Origin of the sequence: Agrobacterium tumefaciens (genome assembly GCF_005221385.1) — a bacterium.
GTDB classification, from domain to species: domain Bacteria; phylum Pseudomonadota; class Alphaproteobacteria; order Rhizobiales; family Rhizobiaceae; genus Agrobacterium; species Agrobacterium tomkonis.
The window spans coordinates 64564-81581 of record NZ_CP039905.1; the positions used below are offsets into that span (position 1 = coordinate 64564).

Annotated in this window: 13 protein-coding genes and 1 pseudogene; 5 read left to right on the plus strand and 9 right to left on the minus strand. The window is 59.0% G+C overall.

Features of this window, described 5'->3' with window-relative positions; all coding sequences use genetic code 11:
* Nucleotides 1-364 precede the first annotated feature (364 nt).
* Nucleotides 365-703, minus strand: coding sequence for a hypothetical protein (locus CFBP6623_RS27140; protein ID WP_232370478.1), 339 nt, complete (start codon nt 701-703; stop codon nt 365-367).
* Between the two features lie 242 nt (nt 704-945).
* Between CFBP6623_RS27140 and CFBP6623_RS25435 the strand changes: the two genes are divergently transcribed.
* Nucleotides 946-2142 carry an IS256 family transposase gene (locus CFBP6623_RS25435; protein ID WP_080843295.1) on the plus strand — a complete coding sequence of 399 codons (1197 nt, stop codon included), beginning with the start codon at nt 946-948 and terminating at the stop codon, nt 2140-2142.
* Between the two features lie 62 nt (nt 2143-2204).
* A pseudogene (locus CFBP6623_RS25440) lies at nt 2205-5060 on the plus strand (Tn3 family transposase); the annotation flags it as partial.
* 263 nt (nt 5061-5323) lie between these two features.
* On the opposite strand, the gene CFBP6623_RS25445 reads toward CFBP6623_RS25440, so the two are convergent.
* The 8 genes from CFBP6623_RS25445 to CFBP6623_RS25480 all read right to left on the minus strand — a co-directional run bounded on the left by CFBP6623_RS25445 (nt 5324) and on the right by CFBP6623_RS25480 (nt 15006).
* Nucleotides 5324-5761, minus strand: coding sequence for a pseudoazurin (locus tag CFBP6623_RS25445; RefSeq protein ID WP_080843297.1), 438 nt, complete (start codon nt 5759-5761; stop codon nt 5324-5326).
* A gap of 403 nt (nt 5762-6164) precedes the next feature.
* A complete protein-coding gene (locus CFBP6623_RS25450) occupies nt 6165-7154 on the minus strand; it encodes an FAD:protein FMN transferase (protein WP_080843298.1) in 990 nt (329 codons plus the stop codon).
* Between the two features lie 43 nt (nt 7155-7197).
* On the minus strand, nt 7198-7716 hold the full coding sequence (locus CFBP6623_RS25455) for a nitrous oxide reductase accessory protein NosL (protein WP_080843299.1): 519 nt from the start codon (nt 7714-7716) through the stop codon (nt 7198-7200).
* Nucleotides 7713-8540, minus strand: coding sequence for an ABC transporter permease (locus tag CFBP6623_RS25460; protein ID WP_080843300.1), 828 nt, complete (start codon nt 8538-8540; stop codon nt 7713-7715). Before CFBP6623_RS25460 ends, CFBP6623_RS25455 begins: the two co-directional genes overlap by 4 nt.
* Nucleotides 8537-9457, minus strand: a complete 921-nt coding sequence (locus CFBP6623_RS25465; protein WP_080843301.1) for an ABC transporter ATP-binding protein — start codon at nt 9455-9457, stop codon at nt 8537-8539. Before CFBP6623_RS25465 ends, CFBP6623_RS25460 begins: the two co-directional genes overlap by 4 nt.
* Nucleotides 9454-10827, minus strand: a complete 1374-nt coding sequence (locus CFBP6623_RS25470; RefSeq protein ID WP_408606512.1) for a nitrous oxide reductase family maturation protein NosD — start codon at nt 10825-10827, stop codon at nt 9454-9456. The genes CFBP6623_RS25465 and CFBP6623_RS25470 overlap by 4 nt, the downstream gene beginning before the upstream one ends.
* Nucleotides 10824-12740: a TAT-dependent nitrous-oxide reductase gene (gene nosZ / locus CFBP6623_RS25475; RefSeq protein ID WP_080843303.1), complete on the minus strand. Its 1917-nt coding sequence runs from the start codon at nt 12738-12740 to the stop codon at nt 10824-10826. Before nosZ ends, CFBP6623_RS25470 begins: the two co-directional genes overlap by 4 nt.
* 55 nt (nt 12741-12795) lie before the next feature.
* The gene (locus CFBP6623_RS25480) at nt 12796-15006 is read right to left on the minus strand and encodes a NosR/NirI family protein (protein ID WP_232370479.1); all 2211 of its coding nucleotides are present in this window, start codon (nt 15004-15006) and stop codon (nt 12796-12798) included.
* A gap of 195 nt (nt 15007-15201) precedes the next feature.
* On the opposite strand from CFBP6623_RS25480, the gene CFBP6623_RS25485 reads away from it, so the two are divergent.
* The 3 genes from CFBP6623_RS25485 to CFBP6623_RS25495 all read left to right on the plus strand — a co-directional run bounded on the left by CFBP6623_RS25485 (nt 15202) and on the right by CFBP6623_RS25495 (nt 16946).
* Nucleotides 15202-16056, plus strand: coding sequence for a ferritin-like domain-containing protein (locus CFBP6623_RS25485; protein WP_037094322.1), 855 nt, complete (start codon nt 15202-15204; stop codon nt 16054-16056).
* A gap of 164 nt (nt 16057-16220) precedes the next feature.
* On the plus strand, nt 16221-16580 hold the full coding sequence (locus CFBP6623_RS25490; RefSeq protein WP_037094324.1) for a hypothetical protein: 360 nt from the start codon (nt 16221-16223) through the stop codon (nt 16578-16580).
* Nucleotides 16581-16946 carry a hypothetical protein gene (locus CFBP6623_RS25495; protein WP_200883220.1) on the plus strand — a complete coding sequence of 122 codons (366 nt, stop codon included), beginning with the start codon at nt 16581-16583 and terminating at the stop codon, nt 16944-16946.
* The last annotated feature ends 72 nt before the right edge of the window (nt 16947-17018 follow it).

Genomic DNA, 17018 nt, shown 5'->3' on the forward strand with positions numbered 1-17018 from the left:
CGTGTGTGACGTCAGCGAGAACTTTTGACGGGTTTGTCCACGTCGTTTCGGGCGATGCTACGAGAAACTTGTGTGCCGCCCGAACGAACGCGACGTAGGCCGGTGGCATGTTGATGAAACTGGTGGGGCACCCACAACTCAGGTCATGAAAGAGAGCGGCCGCGATCTTCTAATTCGCATGCTTTCAGATGCGCTCAAACCTAAACAAGGGCGTCCTACTGCATGCGGTAACAGGCCAATTTTCGATCTCACGCACTTCCTTATGACCGCTCAGCAGATGAGCCTGATTTCGGCGGGACCGAAGTCCCGCAGGAGGGACGCAACCTCGATCGTCTGTTGCCAATGTTGATAACTCACGCAAGTCCTACGGCTCGGGAGCATCCTTGAAGGGTGCGATCGAGTCGATCTCGGCAATCTTCTGGAATTCCCCAAGATATTCCTGGCGGTGATTTTCTAACCACCGGGTGACACGGCCATTGGCAAGCAGTTTGGTGACGTATCCCCGCGCTACGGTGAGGTGGAGGTTATCTATTCGGGGTCGGAACAAGAGCAGTCCGAAATCGTACGCTAAGGTCGAACGAAACCGGAACGATGCCGTAGATCCGATGTGCAACATCCGATCTCTGTGGATTGCCACCGACATGCGCCAATTTTGATTTCTCTGTCCGGCCCGACTCGACAACGCTTCGAGCAGATTGCTCATCAATGGAGTCGGGCGATGGCAAAGCGCAAGCTTCTTAAAGATCAAGATCGCCGGAAGCTTGTCGACATACCAGTCGACGAGGATAACCTAATCCGACACTATTCGTTGTCATTGGCGGATCGCCTGGAGATTGAACTGCGGAGACGGATCGTGTCCCAGCGCGTGGTGTAGCTGGATTTCATAGCCATCGGTGATTTCCGGTAGGGTCGGGTTGCTTAGATCCAACCTGAAGGACACCACCGATGACCGACGATATGATGAACCTGCGCTCACTCGTTGAGAAGAGTGCCGACGCCGATTTGCTCCGGGATATGATCGGCTTTGCTGCCGAGAAGTTGATGGCACTGGAAGTCGGGGCGAAGACTGGCGCGGGATATGGCGAGAAGAACGGCTTTCGACTTGCCCAGCGCAACGGCTACCGCGATCGAGACTGGGAGACACGAGCAGGGACCGTCGAGCTGCGCATTCCCAAGCTTCGCACAGGCAGCTACTTCCCGAGTTTCCTGGAGCCGCGCCGGATGGCGGAGATGGCTCTGACGGCGGTCATTCAGGAGGCTTACATCCAAGGCGTTTCGACCCGATCCGTAGATGATCTCGTCAAGGCCATGGGCATGAGCGGCATCTCCAAGAGCCAGGTATCGCGGCTCTGCGAGGAGATCGACGAGAAGGTGAAGGCCTTCCTCGACCGTCCTATCGAGGGCGAGTGGCCATACCTCTGGATCGATGCCACCTATCTGAAGGTTCGTCGCGGCGGACGCATCGTCTCTGTCGCTGTCATCATCGCTGTCGGCGTCAACACCGACGGTCGACGCGAGGTGCTCGGCATGGAGATCGGCACTTCAGAAGCAGAAGCGATCTGGACTGAGTTCCTGCGCAAGCTGACCAGGCGAGGCCTGCGCGGCGTGAAGCTTGCTGTCTCCGATGCGCATGAGGGCATCAAGGCAGCGGTGTCGAAGGTGCTGTCCGCCACATGGCAGAGGTGCCGGGTCCACTTTATGCGCAATGCGCTTGCCCATGCCGGGAAGAGCGGACGGCGTGTCGTCTCTGCCTTCATCGCCACGGCGTTTGCCCAGGATACTCCGGAGGCTGCAAGCACCCAATGGCGTAATGTCGCCGACCAGATCAGGCCGAAAGTGCCGAAACTCGCTACCCTGATGGATAGTGCCGAGCAGGATGTGCTCGCCTACATGACCTTTCCCAAGCAGCACTGGGCAAAGCTTCATTCAACAAACCCGATCGAACGTCTCAACGGCGAGATCAAGCGGCGCACCGAAGTCGTCGGTATCTTTCCGAACGACGACGCCATCGTCAGGCTCGTCGGCGCTTTGCTCCTCGAGCAAAACGACGAGTGGGCTGTTCAGCGATCCCGCTACATGACACTTGAGACCATCGCCACAATGAGCGATGATCCGCTCATCAGCCTGCCAGCCGCAAGCTGACACTCATCCGCCCCTCTGGGATGAGCCGTGGTCGTCTAAGCTACACCACTCCCCGGGACACGATCCGGAGACGTAATCACAATCGGCTCGGCTTCGCCATCCAGCTATGTCTAATGCGATACCCGGGTCGAGTGCTTGGAGCAGAAGAAACTCCGCCTCGCGCCATGCTGAAGTATGTTGCTGATCAGATCGGCGCCGCTCCAGACGAATTTGCCCTCTATGCACGCCGCGAAGAAACCCGTCGGGATCATATGGCGCGGCTAATGGTGTATCTGGATACGAGAAGCGCGACGCTGCAAGATCGCCGCGCCGCGCTATTGGCGGCAATTCAAGCGGCGACCTTGTCCGACGACGGTGCTGCGATAGCCAGTTCGACTGTCGCCGCGTTTCGCGAACGCGGCGCTCTTCTGCCGGCGATCGACACGATCGAACGCATCGGCCTTGCCGGCCGTGCCATAGCCCGGCGGCGAGCAGAAAGAACCCTGATTGAAGACATCCCACTCGATAGGCTTCAATCACTGGATAGGCTGTTAGAGGTTGACCCGTCGATCGGCCAGACCCGCTTTCATTGGCTGCGTTCGGCACCAGAAGCGCCGGCCGCGTCGAACCTCGTCGGGCTGACCGAGCGGATAGCCTTTCTGCGGCGGCTGGAGATCGATCCGGAACTGCAGGCGCGCGTGTCATCCGGACGGTGGGACCAGATGATCCGGGAGGGCAACGCAACGCCGGCTTGGCTTGCCAACGACTTCAACGCCAGCCGTCGCCACGCTCTGATCGTGGCCCAAGTCATCAAGCTTTGCCAGAAGCTCACGGACGATGCGGTGACGATGTTCATCAAGCTGATGGGTAAATTGTTCTCGCAAGCCAACAATCGAAAGAAGCAGCGACAGATGGACTGCAGGGCGAATACCGCCAAAGCGCTGCGCATGTTTCTAGATACGATCACCGCACTGCAGTCCGCCAACGACCATGGTCGGAACGCATTGGATGTTCTCGACCAAAAAGTCGGTTGGGACCGGTTGCTTCGGATGAAGCCTGAGCTTGAGTCGATGGTCGACGACAACGAGGCACCGCCGTTGACCGTGGCAGCCGAACAATACGCGACCGTCCACAAATACATTGGTGCATTTCTTCAGGCCTTCACGTTTCGCTCGGCGCATCGCCACGACCCGCTTCTGGCGGCAATTGCGCTGCTGAAACGGCTTTATGCCGAGAAGCGGCGGACACTCCCTGATCGCGTGCCGCTCACCCATCTCAGCCAAACTGATCGACGGCTTATCTTCGAACAAGGGAAACCTGATCGCCGTCTCTACGAGATCGCCACGCTAGCGGCTTTGCGAGACCGGCTTAGATCTGCGGACATTTGGGTCGACGGCAGCCGATCTTTCCGGCCGATTGACGAGCATCTGATGCCGCGGTCGACATTCATCACGATGAAGGAAGAAGATCGTCTCGGTTTGGGGGTCCAAGGCGACGGCGCGCAGTGGCTTGCTGAAGCGTGCCAGATGCTCGAGTTCAACCTGCAGCGTCTTGCGCACAGAGCACGATCCGGAAAGCTCGAAGGAGTTCGTCTTGAGGCCGGAACGTTGATCGTCACACCAACCGTCGGCGAAGTCCCCGTGGCAGCAGAGGAACTGAATGCCGAGATCAGCGATATGTATCCGTTGGTCGAGGTTCCCGACTTGTTAAGGGAAGTGCATGAATGGACCGGCTTTGCGGATCACTTCACGCATGTTCGTACCGGCGACATCCCGAAAAATGTCTCTGCCATGCTCGCTGGTGTACTGGCCGATGCGACGAACCTCGGCCCAAAGCGAATGGCGGGCGCATCCAAGGGGATCAGCGCTCACCAGATTGGGTGGATGCGCACATTCCATGCCCGATCGGAGACCTACCGCGCGGCGCAAGCGTGCATCACCGATGTCCACACCCAGCATCCGCATTCCCGCCTTTGGGGCAATGGCACAACGTCATCGTCAGATGGCCAATTTTTTCGTGCGAGTGACCGAGCCGCAAAGCGCGGCGACATCAATTTGCACTACGGCAGCGAACCCGGGACGAAATTCTATAGCCATCTATCAGATCAGTACGGCTACTTCGGCATTTTGCCCATCAGTCCGACCGAAAGCGAGGCGGCCTATGTGCTCGATGGGCTCTTCGACCAGGACACGGTGCTCGACATTCAGGAACACTTTACCGACACGGGCGGTGCCAGTGATCATATCTTCGGGCTGTTCGCCTTGATCGGAAAGCGGTTCTCACCGCGACTGCGCAATCTCAAAGACCGGAAGTTCCACACGTTCGAGAGGAGCGATGCATATCCAACCCTGTCGAACCATATCGGGGCGCCGATCAACACCGCCCTGATTCTCGACCATTGGGACGATCTGCTGCATCTCGCGGCGTCGATCACGACGCGGTCCGTGGTACCGTCTACGATCCTGAAGAAGCTGTCCGCATCTCCGAAGCAAAGCCATCTCGCGAGGGCGCTCCGCGAACTCGGCCGTATCGAAAGGTCGCTCTTCATGATCGAATGGTACTCAAGTCCGGCATTGCGGCGGAGATGCCAAGCCGGTCTCAACAGGGGAGAGGCCGCCCATAAGCTGAAACGCGCTGTGTTCTTCCACGAGCGAGGCGAGATCCGTGACCGGTCGTTCGAAAGCCAAGCTTTCCGCGCCTCGGGGCTCAATCTCGTCGTCAGTGCGATCGTGCACTGGAATACGGTTTATCTTGATCGCGCGGTCACACAGCTGAAACGAGCGGGGCGAGACATTCCTGATACTCTATTGAAACACATATCGCCGCTCAGTTGGGAACATATCAACCTTACCGGCATCTACACATGGGATGCCGAACATCAGATGCCGAACGGATTTCGATCGCTCCGCTTTCCGGCTAGGCTAAGGAACGCCGCGTAAGTTCTCATTCCGTTCGTCCTTAGCGTACGATTTCGGACTGCTCTTGTTCTGACCCCAAACTGGTTGTCGATCGCTTCGGTAACCCTGAGTTTCGAAGTTCTGCCTGGCTCCTGTTCTTCTAAAGATAGAAGAGGCTAGCGGCGGCACTGGACCAAATGCAGTTTGCAAGGGCTATCAGGCCCTTGCTGTAAATCTCAAGGAGAATTCCGGTGAGCATGGCCGGTCCCTTGACCGGCCGTCGGTATCGTTTGTATTAATCGCACTTACAGCTGCGACAGTGCCTTGTCGGTCCGCTCGCGCGCCTTCTTCGGCAACTTTGCGTCCTTGATCGCCTGCACATTGGCGGGGTTATCTCCCACCACGATCACTGCGACCATACCCATACTAAAATGCGGCGTGCACTTTATGACATATACCCCGGGCTTATCGAACGTTTGTTTTACTGTTTCATTGATCTTGCCCTTGAACGGCTCTGCCCCGTCTGGAACCATGTTTTTTATGGCTTCAGCGTTGTGGCCTTTGTCCTTCGGCACAAAAGTGACAGTGTCACCGACAGCGATTTTTGACATGAGCGGCTCGAACACCATCACCCCATCGGGACCCTTGTTAAGCATATCAACTTCGAAGTCCGCAGCGATTGCGCTACTGCCTATCAAAACCGAAACAGCGCTTCCGATGAGAGTCGTTGCGATAAAATTCATTGTATTTCTCCTCGATATTTATACGGCTGCACGACGGCAGCGTAGATCATGGAACTAAGGAGCCGTGGGGCAGCCTCTGTCTGAACATAACAACCAGGAATGCCCGTTCAACCCAAGGAAAAGCATAAAGTTCCGTTTCGAACCGATCGGCTTAGACGCAGAATCGAAATCCACGAATTGGCATAGATAGGATGGTGGCCAATCCTAGCTGTCAATAAATCCCACTAGCTGAGGTGAAGGTTTCTTCCCAACGTTGACGTGTAATTGCCGCCCACCCAGAACATAGACATCTAGGGCCTGGGAAATGTCGAGTTCGTCATCAGCGGCAGGCGAATACCTCCGGCCAAAGACAGTGAAAGCGTAAAAGCATTTCGACAAAATTGCTTGAGCCCATGCGGGACGTTCAACTCCCGTATCGTCTGTGTTCGCCTGACGCGAGAATAAGATCCACCATGATGTCCGGTTTTCCAGTAAGGTTTGAACGGATACTATCCGGATTCATCAGAGTGAAGACGGTCGAGAGAGCGTCTGCTGTCGTGGCGTCCGGCGCCACGACCGTCAGGCGCCGATAAGACGCGCTGGCATGGCCGTTGCGCGGGTCGAGGATATGGCTAAACCGGCGTGCGGTGTCGAATTGGAAGCCGGCCGGGCTGGATGTCGCGACCGCCCGGTCGATAAGATCGAGAACGCTGTCGGGACGTTCGGCGCCCTGGAGGTCGGCAAGGCCGATGCGCCACGGAGTGCCGTCGCCCTGCGCGCCAATAACTCGACCTTCACCCATGTCCACCATGCTGCTGGTGATACCCGCATCCCGCAGCAACGAAACCACGCGGTCGGTGACATAGCCTTGAGCTATGCCGTTCAGCGTCAGCGCCATGCCTGGCCGCTTGAACACGATGCGGTCGCGGTTGAAGCGGACCGCGTCGAAGCCGACTCGCGCGACCGCCTGTGCGATTTGTTCGGGTGGAGGGCCGTCGGGATCCGCGCCGGGTGCCGAGAAATGATCGCGATAAAGCGCCCAAAGCGGCTGTATGGTCGGGTCGAAAGCACCGCCGCTCTCATGCCAATGGTGGTGGCAGGCTTCGAGCAGTGCTACCAGATCACCGGATGGTGCGGCCAGGCCACCGACTCGGTTCAGCTCGCTGATCGCGGATGTGCTCCTGTAAAGGCTGAACACCTCTTCCAGCCGCGACACCTCCGTCACGACGCGGTTGATCAGCAGCTGGGCCTTGTCCCTGTCCTCGTGATGTAGGATAAGCGTCGCAGGTGCACCCAGCGCCTGCCCTTTCCAGGTGACCGCATGGGTCACCGCCCGCGCGGGCCGTATCAGGGGTAGGCCAGCGGCTGCGGCGAATATCGCAATGGCGCGGCGGCGGGTGACAATACTAGCCATTTGTCTGTCCTTTCCCGGGTTCTACGAAATTTTCCGGCGTATTCTATCTCTCAGCATCGTCCGTCGTCGACCCTAGCACGTAATCGCGAGGAACTTCTTCGAAGCTGACAACGCGGCCGCCATGCTCGTCGGCGAATTTGTCGGCGGCATCACGCGTCGAAAACGGTACCGTCTCGTCCGTGCCCATGCCGCCGCGCAGCCCGCTGCCGATCACGAAGAATGCGAGGCGCGCATCGATCCAGTTATCGGCTCCAGGCTCTTCCCATGTGGTTGCCTTAGCCATATCCGACACATAGATGGCCGCAATGTCCTTTGGCTCCTCTGGCAGCATCGTGAATGCGAGCGTGTCTCGCGCCGAACTGAACCAGATAGGCTCTGGGATTTGGGACATTATAATCTGTCCCTTGGGGCCCGGATGTTCCAGAACATTCATCCCACAATAACGGCCCATCGCTTCCTCGGTGAGTGCGTAGGGAGCTGGTGGCGTCACGTCCTTTTCCTCGCTGCAGCCTGATAAGATAAGGCCGCAGAGCAAGAGTGCGATGACGGGAGCAATCTTCATAGCTCTCTCCTTGAGAATATCCTAAGCGCGAGCGCAAGCGGCGCGGCGATCCAGGTGACGAGAGCAGCAACGAGCATGGGCCCGTTGAGCCCTGTATGTCCGGCGATGCCGCCGAGCCCCGAAAGCGCGCCCGCCTCTCCCGAGCCCAGATTGAGGAGTCGATAGGCATCGGTCGGGTTGAGGACGAGCAGGACATCGAGAAGTCCGCTGGGCAGCGGCCGGCCTTCTGCGGCCACCAATGCTCCCAGCAGAGCCATGTCGTAGATCAGCACAAAGAACAGCCAGACGCCGATCGCGATGCCGCCGGCCGTGCTCCGCTCGCTGGAAAGCGCGCTCGTTACATAGCCGATAGCAATGAATACCATGCCGAGCAGGATTGATGAAGCAATCATCGACAGGAAGGCCCACCAACTGGCCAGGCCGATCTCGGTTCCGGTTACCGCCAGTACGGCAGCAGCAGTGCCATAGCCGAACAGGGTGGCGAAAGAGAGGATCGCCAGATGCCCGAGGAACTTGCCGAAGACGATCTGCCACCGACCGATCGGATAGCTGATCAGCAGCAGCATCGTACCACGTTCTACTTCGCCGACAATCGCATCATGCGCCAGCAGCAGTGCAATCAGCGGCACCAGAAATATGGTAAGGCTCGACAGGCTGACGATGACGATATCGAGCTGGTTGACGCCGACATTGCCGGTCGGCGCGCTGCCGAGGAAGGACAGAGTGAGCGCAAGCGCTGCCAGCAACAGCGTCGTGGCCAGCACCCAGCGGTTCCGCAGGCCTTCCTGGATCTCCTTGCGCGCCACGATCAATATATTGTTCATCGCATCATCCCCCGTCCGCCAAGGAAATGGGCGTAGAGTTCATCGAGCGTCGGCTCCACCACATGCAGCGCCGTAACTGCGGCGGGATCGGCCGTGACGTCCCTGAGGATCGAGATTTTGTTTTCTGGTGTAACCTCCGCCTCGAAGGTGCGGTCCCTGATCGCCTTCCAGGCGACCTGCCCGCCGCTCGGAGCGGTTATTCCCGCGCCGTCCGCCAGCGTGACGCTGATCCGGGTCGGCAGGCGGGCGATGCCCCGCAGCTTCTCCAGCGTGCCGTCGGCGATTGCCACACCCTCGTTGATGATGATCACCCGGTCGGTGCGATCTTCAAGTTCCGTCAGCGCATGCGAGGAAAGCAGGATCGTTGTACCTGCCGAGCGCAGGCCGGACACCAGTTCATAAAAATTTCGTCTCAATGCCGGATCAAGGCCGCTGGTGGGCTCGTCGAGCAGCAGGATGCGCGGTGCGCCGAGCAGCGCCTGCGCCAGTCCCAGTCGTTGCCGCATGCCCTTGGAATAGGTCCGGACGGGGCGATCGGCTGCAGCCGGCGCGAGCCCGACGCGCTCGAACAGGCCCTCCATGTCCGACATATCCACACGTTTCAGCCGTGCATAGAAGTTAAGCGTCTCGCGCCCCGTCAGCGCCATGTGGAAGGAGACGCTCTCCGGCAGGTAACCGAGCCGCTGGCGCACAGCGAAATCGCCCCTGGCCGGGTCTTCGCCCAGCACCTGAACTGTGCCTTGCGTCGGCCGGATGAGGCCGAGCATCAGCTTGATCAGCGTCGTCTTGCCCGCGCCGTTATGACCGACAAGCGCGACCGTCTGCCCCTGCTCAAGTTCGAAGGATACATTCTTGACCGCTTCGATCCGGCCGTAGCGTTTCGCCACGCCTGATAATGTGACCGTGGGTGCCGTCACTGCAAACCGTCCTTTTGTCTTGTCGGTGCCATCAACGGATGGCTGTCTATCACGCCGCCGGGCAACAGCGCCGGAAACTGGACCTGGGCCCAGCGGATGATCTGCACGGCTGGGCTCGATGTGAGAACTTTGGCCTGCGGCGAGGTCCACAGGACCTTGTCCATGAGGTCGTTCGGGCGATAGGCATTATCGCCGATTCCATCGCCATCAAGGTCAAAGGCCGGGTTGTCGCTCCAGTAGTTGCCGCGCCCGTCCACCGACCAGTCCAGATAGCGGGTGCCCACATATTTCACCTGATTGCGATTATCGATGAAGGCATTGCCGGTCATCGTATTGCCTTCCGACCCGGCGGTGAAATGGATGCCGATGGCGCAGCCCCGGAATTCGTTGCCGCGCAGCTTGTTCCTGTTGGCATTGTAGATAAAGACGCATTTCTCGGGCCCGAGCCGCATGCCGCCCTCGATGGCGCCCGTCGTCTCGGCATCATCCTTCACACCATGATCGGAATCTTGGATTCCTGCCATCGTCCAGCGGACCGTCGGCTGTAGCCGGCCGCGTATGATATTGCCCGATATCGTCGAACTGTTGGCCGAATTCAGCAGCAGGCCATGGTCGCGGTCGCCATCGGAGGTGTTGTGGACGATCTTCAGCCGGTTGGAGAACATGATGGCGTAGCCGACGGAATTGCCTGTCGAGACATTGCCGCTGATCACGCTGTCATTGGTATACATATAATGGATGGCGAAGCGCAGGTCACGGATGCGGTTGCCGCTGAAGACGTTCTTCTTACTAGCCATCGTGGCGATTCCGTCGCGACCGAAGCTGATATCGTTATCGATGACCTTGCCGCCCGGCGCGTTCCACACCGATATGCCGCTGCCGAACTCGCTCATCCGACCATCCTTGAGGCCGACGATCACGTTCTTCCGGGCCAACGAGTCTTTCGCGCCGTGGAGATAGATGCCGAACAGGTTTCCGGTGAGGGTGTTGTTCTCGATGATCGCGCCGGTCGCCGTCCGGGCTGCGAAAATGCCGGAATCCAGCGTCGACAGGTTCATGCCCGAGCCGGTGACCGCGATGCCGCGCACGGCAACCTTTTCCGCCTCGATGGTAACAACGCTGCCCTTGCCGTTGCCGACGATGCTGGCTCCGTCCTCGCCGTCCAGCGTTACCGGCTTGTCGATGACCAGCGGTCCATCGTGCCGGCCCGGCTTGAGGCGTATCCGGTCGCCCGGAGCTGCCGCTTTAAGAACGGCGGACAGCGTCGGCCCGTCGGAAGGTGTGACGATCCATTCCGCCGCCAGCGCAACCGAAGGAATGGCGGCCAGAAGGGCCGCCATCCAGAGTTTTGCCAATCTATACCGCATCAGGCCGATTTAGGCTCCACCAGCATGCGGCCCTTCATTTCCATGTGCATGGCATGGCAGAACCACGAGCAATAGTACCAGTAGACGCCAGGCCGGTCGGCCTTGAACGTCACCGAGGCGGTAGCCTGAGGTGCGACCTCCATGTTGATTCCGTAGTTGACGATGCAGAAGCCGTGGGTCAGGTCCTCCACCTCGTCAATATTGGTCACATACACTGTGACTTCGTCGCCCTGCTTGACCGTAAAGGATTCGAGCCCGAACGCCGGCGCCGACGAGGTCATGTAGACGCGCACCTTGTTGCCGTCGCGAATGATCTCCGAATCGATGAGCAGGTCGATATTGTCCTTCTTGGCCTGTTCCACGGCATCGGCGAAGAAGACATCGTCACGGCTCCAGATGCTGACCGGATTGATCTTCGAAGCATGGACGATGGTTGCGTCATGCGGTTCGGCGAAAGTCGGGTTGTCATGCACAAGCACCATCTGATCGCCGGAAATGTCGATCAACTGATCGCATTCGGGCTTCAGCGGGCCGACGTTGAGGAACCGGTCCTTCGAGAACTTGTTCAGCGAGATCAGCCACTTGCCATCGGCTTCCTTGGTCTGGCCCATGGAGGTATGGTTGTGGCCCGGCTGATAGTGGACGTCGAGCTTCTGGCGAATCGGATCGATCTTCTCGCCGGCAAAGGCGCGCTTGGCGTCCTCGATGTTCCACTTGCAGATCTGGCTGTCGATGAACAGCGTCGTATAGGCGTTGCCCTTGTTGTCATAAGCCGTGTGCAACGGACCGAGGCCGAGTTCCGGCTCGGCGACCACCACGTCGCGCGGCTTGATCTTGTCGTCGAAGAGATCGTCGAACTTGCGCACGTCGAACACCGTGACGGTCGGGGATAGCTTGCCGGCGGCGACCACGTGGATGCCATCGGGGGCGGTGTTCATGCCGTGCGGGCCGTTGGAAACCGGGACATAACGGGTGTAGGCGGATCCCGCCCGACCGTCGATCACCGGTACGCCGTTCATTTCCTTGAAGTCGCCCTTGGCGACGGCTTCCTCGATCCGCTTGATGTTGAAGATGACGACCCAGTCCTGCTCCTTCGACATCATCTCTTCGAGCGTGACGCCCTTTTCGGAATTGTAGCAGGTCGCAAAGCAGTATTTGCCCTGGTAATCGGCATCGACATTGTCGAGGTTGCCATCGACGATCACCTGCCATGCAACCTCCATGGTCTCGCCGTCGACCGCCGAGAAGATCGAGAAATATTCGGTGGGCTTGTCGAGGATCTTGCCGTCGTTCGGCAGCGGCACACCGTCCTCGCCGTTGCAGAACACATAGCCGGTCTTAGGGTATTTCTGAACGCGCAGGCCATGCACGGTGTGCTGGTTCGGCAGTTCGATGATCTTGTCGCATTTCATGACGTCGAGGCGGATGCGGCAGACCCGGGTATTGGACTTGTCGTTCGCATAGAGATAGCGACCGTCATAGGTGCCGTCGGTGAAGGACAGATGCGGGTGGTGCAGGTCCCCGTTGTGATAGACGCCGCCCTTGTCCTTGAGGTACTCGATCGTTTCGGGACGCAGGCCTTCGGTCATCACCTTCAGGCTTTCATTGGTCTGGCCCCAGCCGGTGGCGCTGCACCGATTAAACACCGGAATGCGCATGAATTCGCGCATCGATGGAAGTCCGACAATGCGGACCTCGCCGCTCTGGCCGCTGGAGAAGAACGTGTAATATTCGTCCAGTTCGCCGGGCTTGACCTCGTAGGGCAATTCTCCGCTGGTGGCGGCCTTCGCGGGCGTGCCGCCGCCGGCAAAGGTCAGCGCGCCACCGGCGGTGGCAGCGCCTGCAGCCGCGACGGCGGCGGTTGATCCCAGAAGCTGGCGTCTGTTCAGGCGCGGTTGGGTATCGTCGTTGGACATGGTGTCTTCCCTTGTTGCTGGTGTTGTTGGCCCAGACGTCTGTCCGCTGCCGAATTCATGTTTTCTTTATGGCTTCGCCATTGTGGGTGACGACGGTTCTGGGCGGGCTTTCACCGCGCGATGCCGGCGTCGACAGAGCCATGAACTTCTCCCGTTTCAGGCGGACCTGGATCATGTGCGGGCAGCGATGATCATCGTGATAGAGTTCCTGGCAATGCATGCAGTAGATACACTCGTTGACATTGATCTGGCCTTCCGGATGAATGGACTGCACAGGACATTCCTTGGCACAACGCTGGCATGGCGTGCCGCATTCGGGCCAGCGCTTCAGCCATTCGAACATGCGGATCCGGCCGGGAATGGCCAGCGCCGCACCAAGCGGGCAGAGATAGCGGCAGTAGAAACGTTCGATGAACAGGCCGGCGGCCAGAAGCGTCAAAGCGAAGATGACGAAGGGCCACTCGCGGGCGAACTTCAGAATGATTGCCGTCTTGAACGGTTCCACTTCGGCCAGCATCTCGGCATAGGCCATCGAATAGAAGGACAGCCCGAAAAGCCCGAGGAAAATGATGTACTTGATCGGCCAGAGGCGCTCGTGCAGGCCCCATGGCACCTTCACCTGCGGGATCTTCAGCTTTACGGCAATCTTGTTGAGCAGTTCCTGCAGCGCTCCGAACGGGCAGAGCCAGCCGCAGAAAGGGCCACGTCCCCAGAACAGCAGGCCGGCGGCAACCGCGGCCCAGAGTATGAAGATCAGCGGCGCTGCCAGAAAGAACTCCCACCGGAACGACGTGACGAGCGAATTGATGAACGTCAGGACATTGACCACGGAAAGCTGGGCATTGGCGTACCAGCCGAGCCAAACTAGGGTGAAAACGAGATAGCTTGTGCGGACCCACGCAAACAGTTTCGGCCGCTTCACTAGCCAGTCCTGGAAAAAGAAAATTCCGGTGAGCACGAGAAGGGCGGCCACGGTGATGGCCATCGTCACCCGGTTCATGTCCCAGATGCTGACCCAGAGCGGCGGCGCGTCGGGTAGTGGTTCGGTCTGGGTCACCACCGCCGGTTCTTCGGCGGAAGTTTCGGTCCTGGCCGCCGCGACGGGCGTCACCACCCGGGTAACGGTGTAGTAGGAAGACGGCAGCGTATAGCCAAGATTGAAAGCGATAGCAGCCTTGTCACGCGCCACGGTGCTGCGCTGCGCTAGCAATTGCAGTTCGAATGGTTCAGTTATATCGAACTGGAAATCGGTGGGCACGACGAAAAGGGCGATCTCCCGCAGACGAGGGGCGCCGTCCGTTGCGAAAGCCGAAATCCTGGTGTGGTTGCGATCCCTGAACCGCAAACCCTGGCCGTTCTGCAGCAACTCGATGCGGTCGAAAATGCCACCCCGGACATAGCCGGAGCCCTTGAACGAATAGGCGCCGTCGCCCGCGACGAGGAGAGCCGACTGGCCCGGCTTCAACCGGGACTGGAGCCGCTGATAGCCCGTCTCGCCAAGCAGCGTCTTCCCGATAACCGGCACGCTGACAGGGGCAATGTAGAGATCGATGAACCTGTCTTCAGGCTGCGGTGTTTCCGGCTTCTTCGCCGCCTCCGCGTGACCGGCATCCGCGAACGCTCTCGAAACTTCGCCGACTGTCAGGCGCAGGCTTCGGATCGACCCATCACCGAGCAGTGTCTCCCAGTCGCTTGCTTCCGTTTTCGAAAGATCGAGCGTCCTCTTCTCAGTTACCGCCTGTGTGTTCGCAACGCTTTCCCCGCTTAGCCGGTTGCTGCGGATCAGCGCCACCGCGGACCGCACGACGCTGTCGCTCATCACCAGAACGGTCACGGTGGCGCCGCTGACGATGTCCACTTGCGGCGGGCGCTCCTGACCGGCGGCGACGCGGCCGAGATCCTTGCCGATAATCGAGTTCAGGCCGGCGACTACGTCTTTCTCGGGAATGCCGATCAGTACGATCGGTTCCTTGTGATCGACGAGCTTGATCCCGCGAATAATGCCCGATCGCTCGATACCGACGACGATATGGATAGGCTTGCCGGAATAGCCGATGGAGCTGGTGAAATCGGAATTCAGATAGGCATAGCCGAGCAATTCCTCGCCCTTATAGACTGGCGCGATAGGCGGATCGCCTTCTACCGCGCCGAACCGGTCTGCGCCCTCAAAAAGTTCACTTGGCTGAAGCTCCTCGAGATAGCTTGTTAACAGGTTCGCCGCCGCACTAGGGGTGGCATTCATCCAGGCGACAACGAAGACGGACATCCACAAGATGCTCAGTAGCCATGCGCGTTGTTTGTTTTCGAACGACGCCATTAATACCGTCTTTCTAATGTTTACAGTGACACACCGAATTTCATGAATAGTCTAGAGCTTCTATGAGGGAAATCAAACGCTCCAAAACAAATTGTTGCAAAACACGGTCTATGCGACAACGATTGCACGACGAAGGAGATAAACATGCCGACAACGGAAAGCGATCCTTGGGAGGTCGCATCGATGAATGAACTGTTGGCACTAGCCCGCTCTATGGAGCAAGAATCCATCGATGGCTATGTCGCGCTAGCGGCGCGCATGAGAAGCATGGATCGTCCCGATCTCGCCGTAGTGTTCGAAAAACTAATTGTAGAGGAAGAGGGTCATCTCGCAAAGGTGGATGATTGGCAAGAGGCGTCCGGTCAGCCGCGTGAGGCGATGATACATCCTCCCGAAGACGTTTTTGACGACGAGGGGGCCAGCATGGTCGCACCTGACATGCTCAGCGCCTACCGCGCTTTTTCCATGGCGGTGCGAAATGAAGAACGTGCCTTTGCGTTCTGGACTTATGTCGCCGCGCACGCGAAATCCGACGCGATCCGCAATGCTGCCGAGCGCATGGCGCGAGAAGAATTGGGCCACGTCGCAAAGCTCAGGAGCGAACGCAGGCGTGCCTTTCATCGTGAGCGTCGCAGGACGACCGACGCTGCGAGCACCAATTTGCGGGCGCTGGAAACGCGGCTTGCCGAGCAGTTCCGACACCTCGCCAAGGTTGCTGGTGAGCAGAAGATCGGTAAATTGCAGACCTTGGCCGAACAAGCCCGGCTGCGTGCTGAATCGCTTGCCGGAACCCCATTTGCATCTGCACCGCTTCTTGAAGCGGTGCCCGATGCGGCAACTGAACAGATCCTATCGCTCTGCGAGCTTCTAACCGATTGTTATCTCGACCTTGGCGAGACCGCGACCGACGAGTTGGAACGGGATCGCGCTCAGGGTTTCGCGGCGGAATTGATCGATAGCCTACGTACGCTCCGCTCCGGGAGGCGCGCTGAGATTTAGGGGTGGGTCTTTATCTGGCGACGTGCACATGACAGCGAGGTTGATTGAGCCTGACAATAGGGGCTAGGCGACCACTGGGCCTTCGCATCTAAGGCTTCGTGCGCCGCTTGCGCGCAAACGGGCGTTACGAATGAGGGCGTTACGAATGAGAAGGAGTGAGCAAAATGCCGCGTAATTACCAGGAACCTGCCCACACCTGGGACGATGCCGAACGCGCCCGTCTGGAACCGCTCGTGCGGGAGGATTACGACCGCTGCCATCCGGACGACTCTTTTGACGACATGAAACGGCGCGTTCCATGGCCGTTCGGATATCGATTGCCCTGGGTTCCGGCGGAAAGCTCCACGGGTGCAGCGGGATGCGGCGATGAGGATGCTCTTCCCGAAGGTCGCAGCGGGATCGGCGGACGGCAAGAGCAGGCCCGATTCGCGAAGCACTGGCAGGATCGTGTGGCGCGCATGCTGTTGGACCATGCCGATGATCCGGAATTCGTCCGTGTCGCGGCGTGGCAGGCGGCTGTATAGATGATGCACAGCGAAGACGGAGGGATGCTAAAGGACCGCTTGCGAGTGGTTCTCATCGAGCAGGCCCGGACCGGCGAGCCGGTCACTTACAGGGAACTCGCCGATCGACTTGGCTTGACGCCGCCGCAAGCCATTCATCGCGTAGCGCAGGCGCTCGAAGTTCTCATGGCGGAGGATGCCCTGGCCGGTCGACCGTTGCTTGCAGCGCTTTGTGTCAGCAGATTGCAGCAAAGGCTGCCCGCCCGCGGGTTTTTCGTAACGGCGGAGGCCCTGGGCATTTTTGCAGGAGATCCCGAGGGCTTGGAAGCGCGTAATTTCCATGAAAGGGAATTCCAGCTACAATCAATCAATGTCAAAGCCGATTAGAGATGCGACGCCTCTGGCCCGTTAGAAATGCGACACTGGCTCCGACAATCAGCCCCCGACCGGACCGGCTGG